General features: G+C 65.9%; 7 protein-coding genes. 3 read left to right on the forward strand and 4 right to left on the reverse strand.

Annotated elements, in window-relative coordinates; genetic code table 11:
- Positions 1 to 74: 74 nt before the first annotated feature.
- The gene (locus IRZ12_RS12850; RefSeq protein ID WP_296469030.1) at positions 75 to 1,130 is read left to right on the forward strand and encodes a sigma-54-dependent Fis family transcriptional regulator; all 1,056 of its coding nucleotides are present in this window, start codon (positions 75 to 77) and stop codon (positions 1,128 to 1,130) included.
- A 40-nt stretch (positions 1,131 to 1,170) separates the two neighbouring features.
- Here the strand turns inward: IRZ12_RS12850 and IRZ12_RS12855 are convergent, their stop codons facing one another.
- Positions 1,171 to 2,187, reverse strand: a complete 1,017-nt coding sequence (locus IRZ12_RS12855; RefSeq protein WP_296469033.1) for a phosphatidylserine/phosphatidylglycerophosphate/cardiolipin synthase family protein — start codon at positions 2,185 to 2,187, stop codon at positions 1,171 to 1,173.
- A gap of 583 nt (positions 2,188 to 2,770) precedes the next feature.
- On the opposite strand from IRZ12_RS12855, the gene IRZ12_RS12860 reads away from it, so the two are divergent.
- Both IRZ12_RS12860 and IRZ12_RS12865 read left to right on the forward strand, forming a co-directional pair.
- Positions 2,771 to 4,213: an RNA polymerase factor sigma-54 gene (locus tag IRZ12_RS12860; RefSeq protein ID WP_296469035.1), complete on the forward strand. Its 1,443-nt coding sequence runs from the start codon at positions 2,771 to 2,773 to the stop codon at positions 4,211 to 4,213.
- Positions 4,214 to 4,261: 48 nt separating this feature from the next.
- Positions 4,262 to 6,202: an AsmA family protein gene (locus tag IRZ12_RS12865; RefSeq protein ID WP_296469037.1), complete on the forward strand. Its 1,941-nt coding sequence runs from the start codon at positions 4,262 to 4,264 to the stop codon at positions 6,200 to 6,202.
- 13 nt (positions 6,203 to 6,215) lie between these two features.
- Here IRZ12_RS12865 and IRZ12_RS12870 read toward each other — a convergent pair whose 3' ends face one another.
- From IRZ12_RS12870 to egtD, 3 genes are read right to left on the reverse strand one after another with little or no spacing between them, the layout of a single operon-like run.
- Entirely contained in the window at positions 6,216 to 6,446 is a 231-nt protein-coding gene (locus IRZ12_RS12870) for a hypothetical protein (protein WP_296469040.1), read from the reverse strand.
- Positions 6,439 to 7,713, reverse strand: a complete 1,275-nt coding sequence (gene egtB / locus IRZ12_RS12875; RefSeq protein WP_296469042.1) for an ergothioneine biosynthesis protein EgtB — start codon at positions 7,711 to 7,713, stop codon at positions 6,439 to 6,441. The genes IRZ12_RS12870 and egtB overlap by 8 nt, the downstream gene beginning before the upstream one ends.
- A complete protein-coding gene (gene egtD, locus IRZ12_RS12880) occupies positions 7,710 to 8,735 on the reverse strand; it encodes an L-histidine N(alpha)-methyltransferase (RefSeq protein WP_296469044.1) in 1,026 nt (341 codons plus the stop codon). The genes egtB and egtD overlap by 4 nt, the downstream gene beginning before the upstream one ends.
- Between the last annotated feature and the right edge of the window lie 212 nt (positions 8,736 to 8,947).

Consider the following 8,947-nt stretch of genomic DNA (forward strand, 5'->3'; position numbering starts at 1 on the left):
GCTTAGAATGGGGCCTTGCCGCCCAGCGACGCGGCTCGCCTCGCCCCTGGAGCCCCATGCGGAAGGAACCGGCAATGCGCCCTGACGAAGCCCAGGCCTCGACGATCGATACCGAAACGCAACGCCCGGGTTCCGACGGCAACGCCGCTCCCTCGGCCGAGCGCCTACCGGATGCCCGGGACCACTACGGACTGCTGTATGGCGCATCACCCGCCATGCGGGAGTTGTACCAACAGATCGAGAAAGTCGCGCCCACTTCGCTCACCGTGCTCATCATCGGCGAGAGCGGCACGGGCAAGGAATTGGTCGCGCGCACGCTGCACGAGAAGAGCCCCCGCTCCAGCGGCCCCTTTATCCCGGTGAACTGCGGTGCCATCCCCTCCACCCTCATCGAGGGCGAGCTGTTCGGCCACGAAAAGGGCAGTTTCACCGGCGCCATCCAGCAGCACGCCGGGTATTTCGAACGCGCCGCCGGCGGCACGATATTCCTGGACGAGATCACGGAAATGGCGCCGGACATGCAGATCAAGCTGCTCCGCGTCCTCGAGACCGCCGCCTTTCACCGCGTGGGGGGGACGGAGCAGATCTCAACCGACGTCCGCGTCATCGCAGCGACCAATCGCGACCCGCAACTTGCCGTCCAGGACGGCAGGTTCCGGGAAGACCTGCTGTATCGACTCGCGGTATTTCCCTTGCGCGTGCCACCGCTGCGCGAGCGCACCTCTGACATCGAGCTGCTCGCGCGGCGCTTCCTCGACCAACTCAACGCGGCCGAGAAAACCCGCAAGCGCTTCGCCAAGGGCACCCTCGACAACCTACGCCACCATCGCTGGCCGGGCAACGTGCGGGAGCTGAAGAACGCGATCCACCGCGCCTTCATACTCGCTGACGAGGAAGTCGAGGTGCGCAGCCCCGAGCCGGCTCCGCGGAACCGACGGATCGTGCGTCGCGACGGCCGCATCGAGCTGGCCGTGGGCACGCCGCTGCCCGAAGCGCAGCGGGAGCTCATCCTGGCCACGCTGGCCCATTTCGGCGGCGACAAGCGGCAAACCGCCAGTACGCTGGGCATCAGCCTCAAGACACTCTACAACCGGCTCGACAGCTACAAGCACGGCGGCGCTGACGCCTGAACGCTGCCCGCCGGCACGGATGCCAGGGATGACCGGACACTCAGAGCCAGCGCTCCCACAGCCGGGCGAAGAACTCCTTGAACCGCTGTGAAACCGGCCGCCTGCGCCACTGTTCGGCATCCACCCGTACCGCGGCGCGGCGGTCCGCCTCGAACAGCGCTTCCATTTCCGCGCCGAATCCGGCTCCGAGAATGACCGCATTGATTTCGTGATTCAGGGTAAAGCTGCGCCAATCGAGGTTACTAGACCCCGCCGTGGACCAAACGCCGTCTACCACCGCAGTCTTAGCATGAAGCAAGGCATCCTTGCGTTCGTAGATTTTCACCCCTGCTTCCAGCAGCGTTTCGTAATGCGAGCGTCCTGCGTGGAACACGATGGAAGAATCGCTGAACCCCGGCAACAGCAAGACGACGTCCACGCCCCGCTGCGCCGCCTCGCACAACGCCGCGATAAAGGCGGGATCGGGAACGAAGTAGGCCATCGTGACATGGATGGAGCGCTGCGCGCTGTTGATGGCTGAGAGCAGCGTCAGGTAAATCGCGTGATTGTCGCTTTCACCGGGACGATTGACGAGGATGCGCACCACGTGCGGTCCGCTGCGGGGTTGCGGGACGAGGAAATCCGCGGCGCCCAGGTCCGGGCCATCCTGGCTGCGCCAGCCGTCGAGGAAAACGCGCTCGACATCCTGGACTGCAGGCCCGCGTATGCTGATATGGGTGTCGCGCCAGGGCGCGCTTTGCGCATCTGCCGCCTTTCCGCCCGAAGAGCCGCGCCCCGGCCGGGACGCGTAGACGTCGCTCAGGTTGATGCCCCCGACAAAAGCGATTTCACCGTCGACCACCAGGATCTTCCGGTGGCTGCGCTCATTGAGGGACCACGCACCGCGTCCTTGGAGGGGATTGACCGGATTGAAGAACACCACCTGCACGCCCGCCTGCCGCATGCGTTCGAAAAGCTCCGGCGGCACGGACAGCGTGCCCACGGCATCGACCATCACGGCCACTGCCACACCTTCCCCACGCTTGTCGATGAGGCGTTGCGCGATACGCAAGCCCACGGCATCGGCCTCGAAGATGTAGCTCTAGGTGAATGAAACGCCGGGCGCCGCCGATGGCCGTTTCCATCGCCGCATAGGTGCTGGGACCGTCGGCGAACAACTGCACGGCGTTGCCGGCGGCGAGCGGCGCATCGGCCACCGCCTCTTCCACCTGCAGGTGCCGGGCCAGGAATTCCTGCGCGCCGGCGCCTGCGCCCAAGCGCTGGATGATGCGCCGGCTCTCCCGGTAGGTCAGCCATCCGCTGTCGGTGGAAATGCGCACCTCGCGCCGGGGCGGCGCGTCTTCTGCGTCGGGCAGGGGGTGCGCGCAACCGAGAGCCGAGAGGACTGCCGCGACACAAACAACGAAGCCAAAGAACGTAATCATTCTGTCATGCACTCCACGTTATGTAGTGGATGGCCCCTGGCCCGGTGGGCCTTGCGCAGGTAAAACTTACCGAACCGGCAAGAGCTGCACGCCATTGTCTACCGCTGCGCTGCGTCTGCCTACCGTTTCGCGATTGGCACGAAGCTTGCAATTGCTTGAGATCGCGACACCTGGGGGCCGGCCTCGGCCCCCGCATCCAAAGCACGGGAGACGGCCTTGGTACAAGCCACGTACGACATGCGAGTGCGTCAGCAATTATCCTTGACGCCAAGACTCCAGCAGTCGGTCAAGCTGCTGCAGATGTCCGCACTCGAATTCACGCAAGAGCTGCAACAGGCAATCGCGACCAATCCATTCCTGGAAGAAGACGATCAGGACGACGCGCCGCCCGCGGGAGAAACGGTGCTGTCGGTCGATCGCAACGCGGGCGAGATTTCGCAGGCCGAAGAAGCCGACCTGCGCGCCTCCGAACCGCCCCCGTTCGACCCGGAACCGTATTCGGCGCCGTATCCCAGCGACCGAAGCCGCGACGACGACGGCGACGAACGTCCCGACGTCGGGCAATGGACACACAGCTGCGTCGGCCTGCACGATCACCTGCACCAGCAGCTCTGCGGATACCGCCTGGGCGCACGAGACCGCCTGCTGGCGGAGGTCATCATCGAAGCGCTGGATGAAGACGGTTATCTGCGGCAGGATCTCGACGAACTTGCCGTCTCCTTGGCCATTTCCCCGCCGCCCCACCCCGACGAATGGATGGTTGCCCTCAAGCTCGTCCAACACCTGGACGCGCCCGGATTGGCAGCACGCAGCCTCGGCGAGTGCTTGCGGCTGCAGTTGGAATCCCTCGATCCCGGAACGCCGGGCCGCATGCTGGCCATGGAAATCGCCGGCTCGCACCTGGACCTCATGGCCCGGCGCGAGACGGCCGAACTTCGCCGCAAGCTCGGGTGCAATGAAAGCGAGCTCGCGGTCGCGTGCCGCCTGATCCGAAGCCTGAATCCGCGTCCCGGCCTGGCGTTTTCCGAGCCCGAGAGCGACCACATCGTGCCGGACGTCATCGTGCGCAAGGTCAGGAACAGATGGATCATTACGACCAACCCCGCGGTGATGCCCAAGGCGCGGCTGCACCAGGCCTACGCCAACCTGTTCCGCAAGGCGCGCTATGACGACCGCGCGCCCCTGGCGCAGGAACTGCAGGAAGCGCGCTGGCTGATTCGGAACGTTGAACAGCGCTTCGCCACGATACAACGGGTGGCCGAAGCCATCGTCGCCCACCAGCGCACGTTCTTCGACTACGGCGAGATCGCGCTCAAGCCCCTGGTGCTGCGCAAAGTGGCCGAGGAACTCGACCTGCACGAGTCCACGGTCTCGCGCGCGACGAACAACAAATACATGGCGACGCCCCGCGGCGTTTTCGAATTCAAGCACTTCTTTTCGAGGGAATTGGCCACGGACACCGGCGGGCGCTGTTCGGCCGCGGCCGTGCGCGCGCTGATCCGCGACATGATTGCCGCGGAGAATCCGCGCGAGCCGCTCTCGGACGTCGCACTGACACGCTTGCTCGCGGAACAGGGCGTGGTGGTGGCGAGGCGCACGGTCACAAAATATCGGGACTTGATGAAAGTCCCGCCGGCCGAATTGCGCAAACAACCCTGACCCATTAAAACGGGGGTGTGGAGGCAGCCGCCTCTTCTGGATTTCCCCATGCGCGCATTGAAACTCCTGGCTGCCTTCGCTGGCCTTCTCCTGCTTCTCATCGCCGCCGCGCTGTTGACCGATTGGCGTTTCCTGCGCGGCACCGTGGAGCGCATCGCCAGCGACAAGCTGGGGCGCCCGGTGATGCTGGACGAATTTCGCATGCAGCTGCGTCCCGTCACGCGCATTCATCTCCAGGGGTTGAAGGTCGACAACCTTCCGCAGTTCCGCCCGCAGCGCATGGTCGAGGCCGAAGCGGTCGATATCCACGTCCGGCTGCTACCGCTGCTCAAGCGCGCCATCGTGCTGGACTTGCTGTCCATCGACGGCGGCCAAGTGCACCTGGCGCGGAACGACAAGCTCGACAACTGGACCCTGCCGAAATCGGAAGACTCCGGCCCGCCGCCGGACATCGTGCTGCGCACGCTCGCCTTCAACCGTCTAGCGATCACGTACGACGACAGCGTGCTGGACGTTGCTGGCAAGCTGCGCGCCGACAGCGAAGCACCACCACCATCGGGGCCCGCCTATGGGATGAAGCTCCAGTTCGACGGCAAGTACCGCGAAGGGGTGTTCGGCGGCGTCGCGCGTGCCGGAAGTATCCTGACCCTCCGGGACTCGGGCACCCCGTTTCCCTTTTCCATCGACGCCCAAGCCGGACGGACGCGCATCCGCGCCGAAGGGCAGGTCGGGGATATTTTCGGCGATGCCCAGGTGGACCTCGCCCTCGACGCCAGCGGACCGACCTTGTCGACGCTTTATCCCTACATCGACCTGCCGCTGCCCGCCACCCCGCCCTACCGGCTCAAGGGGCAGCTCAGGCGCACCGCAACGACTTTCGACCTGGTCGGCATGCAAGGAACCATCGGCTCCACAGACATATCCGGCGATGCGCACTACGAAATGCGCGCACATAAGCCGCTACTGCGCGCCCGGCTCAAGAGCCGCGTCTTGGACATGAAAGACCTCGGCCCGCTGATCGGCGTGGGCGATGATTCGGAGCACGATGCCAAGAAGAACGCCCGCGCGTCGGACGGCCGCGTCCTACCAGATGCCGAATTCGAGCTCGAACGCCTCAACGCCATCGACGCAGACGTGACCTTGGACGCCGGCGACGTACGCGTGCGCGGTCCCTGGGCATTCGACGATTTCTCGTCCCGGCTCGTATTGCAAGACGGCGTGCTCAAGCTCGCTCCCCTGAACTTCGGCTACGCGGGCGGCAAGCTACGGGCGGACATCACGATGGATGCGCGCCAGCCGGTCATCCGCGCCGACGCCCGGATCGCGATCCAACGCGCACGGCTGAACCGCCTGTTTCCCGACGTGGAACTGATGAAGAAAAGCGAGGGTACGCTAGGCGCCGACGTCAAGCTCAAGACGACCGGCAACTCCGTGCGCGCCATGCTCGCCCACGCAGGCGGGTCGCTCGGGCTGGCCGTGACGGGCGGCGAAATCTCGAACCTGCTGGTCGAAGCGATCGGGCTGGACGCGGGACAGGCGCTTGGGTTCCTGATCGGGGGGGACGAAGCGACTCGCCTGCGGTGCGCCGTAGCAACCTTCGACGTGAAGCAAGGCCTCGCCACGGCACAGGCATTCGTCGTCGATACCGACGATACGCGTATCGACGGGAGCGGCACGATCGACCTCCGGACCGAAAAGCTGAACCTGCGCCTGGAGCCTCAGCCCAAGGACAAGAGCATCCTGGCCGCCCGCTCGCCGATCAACATCGTCGGCACCTTCGCCAAACCGGACTTCGAAATCGACAAGGCGAGCCTGCTGGCGCGTGCCGGCGCGGCCGTGGCGCTCGCCTTCATCAATCCGCTCGCGGCACTGATCCCCCTGGTCGAGACCGGGCCAGGCAGCGACGCCGATTGCAAGGGCCTGCTCTCGACCTTGCGCGACGCCAGCCGCAACGCCGATGCCCCTGCTGGCCGGGGCGGGCAGCGCTGACCGGCCGCGTAGGTCACGATTCGTCGGGCGGCACCGTCTTCTGGCGCTTGCCGCGACTGGCTCGCAGGTCGGTATCCTCCTGCCCTGATTGCACGTCCCGATAGGCCTGCTCGATGATCTCGCGCGGGGCGCTTTCCTGGCTGTCGTGAGACTCGTCGTGTTCATGGGGCAGCCGCGGCTCGGGTTGGCCGACGTCGTCCTGCGCGCGCGTGCGCTCCGGCTTGCGTGGTTTGGGGTCAGCCATGCGAATCTCCTGAACGAGCCAGCCGCAAGCCGGCGTACTGCCAACGCGAGGCGGGCGGAAAAAAATTCCGGTACGTCGTGCGCAGGTGGCTGCGGGGCGTGGCGCATGACCCACCCCGCAGCACCATCTGGTTGATCATGAACTTGCCGTTATATTCCCCCACTGCCCCGGCTGCGGGACGAAAGCCGGGATACGGCAGATAGGCGCTCTGGGTCCATTCCCAAACGCCGCCCAGGAACGCCGTGCACCCGGGCCGCAGGCGCCGGGGGTGGAACACGCCTGCCTCCGCGAAGTCGCCCTCTTCGATGCCCGCCTCCGCAGCCGCGCGCTCCCATTCCTGTTCGGTGGGCAAACGCGCCCCCGCCCACCGCGCATAGGCATCCGCCTCGTAGTAGCTCAAGTGGCAGACCGGTTCGGCCTCGTCGAGCGACTGCACGCCAAAGCTCGTGTAGCAGTACCAATCGCCTGCCCTGCGCAGCCAATACAGCGGCATGTCCCAGGCTTGCCGGCAGCGGGCATCCCATCCGTCGGACAGCCACAGATCCGGGCGCTCGTAGCCGCCGTCGCGGATGAAAGCCAAGTATTCGCCGTTCGACACAGGCCTGTCCGCCAATTCGAATGCTTCGGTCCAAACGCGATGCCGGGGGGATTCATTGTCGAACGCGAATCCGTCCCCGGCATGGCCGATCCCGACCAAGGCCGCGTCATAGCGGCGGAACCGGAGCGGCCCCGGAGCGACCTCGGTCCGGCCCTCCGGCACACTGCCCCACGCCGGGAGCAAGGGGTTGCACCAAAGGTGGTGCTTGAGGTCCGTGGCGATCAGCTCCTGGTGCTGCTGTTCATGTTGCAGGCCGAGCTCGATCAGGTCGAGCGCCTCGGCCGGCAGGGCCTCTTCGCCCATCCATGCCAGCAGGCGCTCCGACACCGATCGCTGATAGGCAAGCACCCGCTCGAGCGACGGGCGGGACAACAATCCCCGCTCGCCGCGCGGATGGCGTGCGCCAACGCCCACGTAATAGGAATTGAACAGCTCCCGAAAGGCCGGATCGAACGGTTCGTGCCCGGGCAGCCTGGGTTCGAGCACAAAAGTCTCGAAGAACCATGCAACGTGGCCAAGGTGCCATTTGACCGGGCTGGCCTCCGCCATGGATTGCAGCATGCAGTCTTCCGCCGACAACCCGTGCAGCATGGCGAGGGTCGCATCGCGCACGGCGACGAAGCGGCGCGCCAACAGGGCCTGCCAATTCGTTGCGTCGCGCGCGTTCATCGCTGTGCCAGGAATACGCCGAACCAGGCGCGCGGATCGGTCCACATGCTGCGCACGGAGAATCCGGCTTCGGCCAGCATGCCGTCAAACTGTTCGGGCGTGTATTTGTAGGAATGCTCGGTGACGATCGCATCGCCGGGCTGGAACGTGCGGCCCATGGCGCCCCACCGGACCCGGACGCGCTTTCGGGCCCGCAGCCGCATCTCTATCCGCCCACGCTCGGCATCGAAGATCGCCTCGTGCGCGAAATCCGCCGGTTGGAAGTCGGTGCCCAGCACGCGGTTGCACACCCGCAGCACATTCCGGTTGAAGGCTGCGGTCACGCCCAAGTCGTCCGCATAGGCCCGCTCCATCGTCTGGCGATCCTTGCGCAGGTCGGCGCTGATCAGCAGGCACCCCCGGGCGCCAGCTTCGCGGCCGATGGCCGCCATGAATGCAACGGCGCGACCGGGCGAGAAGTTGCCGATGGACGAGCCTGGATAGAAAAAGACGGGGGGATGCTCATGCAGGTCGACCAGCGCACCGTGCAGGTCGAATTCCCCGGAAAAATCCGCCTCCATCGCCTCGCACGGCATCTGGGGAAAGTGACGGCCCAGTGCGGCCACCTCGCGGCGTACCCAATCGGCGGCAATGTCCACGCCCACATAGCGGCAGGCATCGACGTGGGGGAGCCAATCGCGGGATTTGGCGCAATCGCCGCATCCAAGGTCCACCCATTGCACGCTGGCAGGCAAGGAACGCACGATGGCTGCCCGGTGGGCTTCGAAAATGGCGCGCTCGGTCCGCGTGGGGTAGTACTCCTCCAGCTCGCAGATGGCGTTGAACAACACGCAGCCTTGTGCGTCGTAAAGGAATTTTGGATCGATGCGCGCCGGCTCGGCTTGCAAGCCCGCGGCGAGTTCCGCGGCCCGGTTGTCAAGGGGAACGCCCTCGGGGTGGCGCCGTGGCTGCACGGCTGTTTTCTCGGGCGCGGCGGCCACTGCAGCCGCGGGGGTGAGGGAATAGGGACGTATGTTCGTCAATATCGGCTCCTGACACAACGACATCTGGCGTCGAGCGCCAGCAAGTCCGGTGCCCGGCTTCCGATGTCCGTATCTATACGCCCCGGACGGCTCCGGCGACCAATGCGCTTGTAACGCTTCGCGCCATGCCGGAGGGGTTTGCGCGCGCCCCGGCCCCCACGGACGCATGCTCCCCAGCCCCGACGCGAGCTCCGCTTCGCGCAATCCCTGGG

This window comes from Pigmentiphaga sp. (assembly GCF_019689535.1).
Taxonomy (GTDB): Bacteria; Pseudomonadota; Gammaproteobacteria; order Burkholderiales; family Burkholderiaceae_B; genus Pigmentiphaga.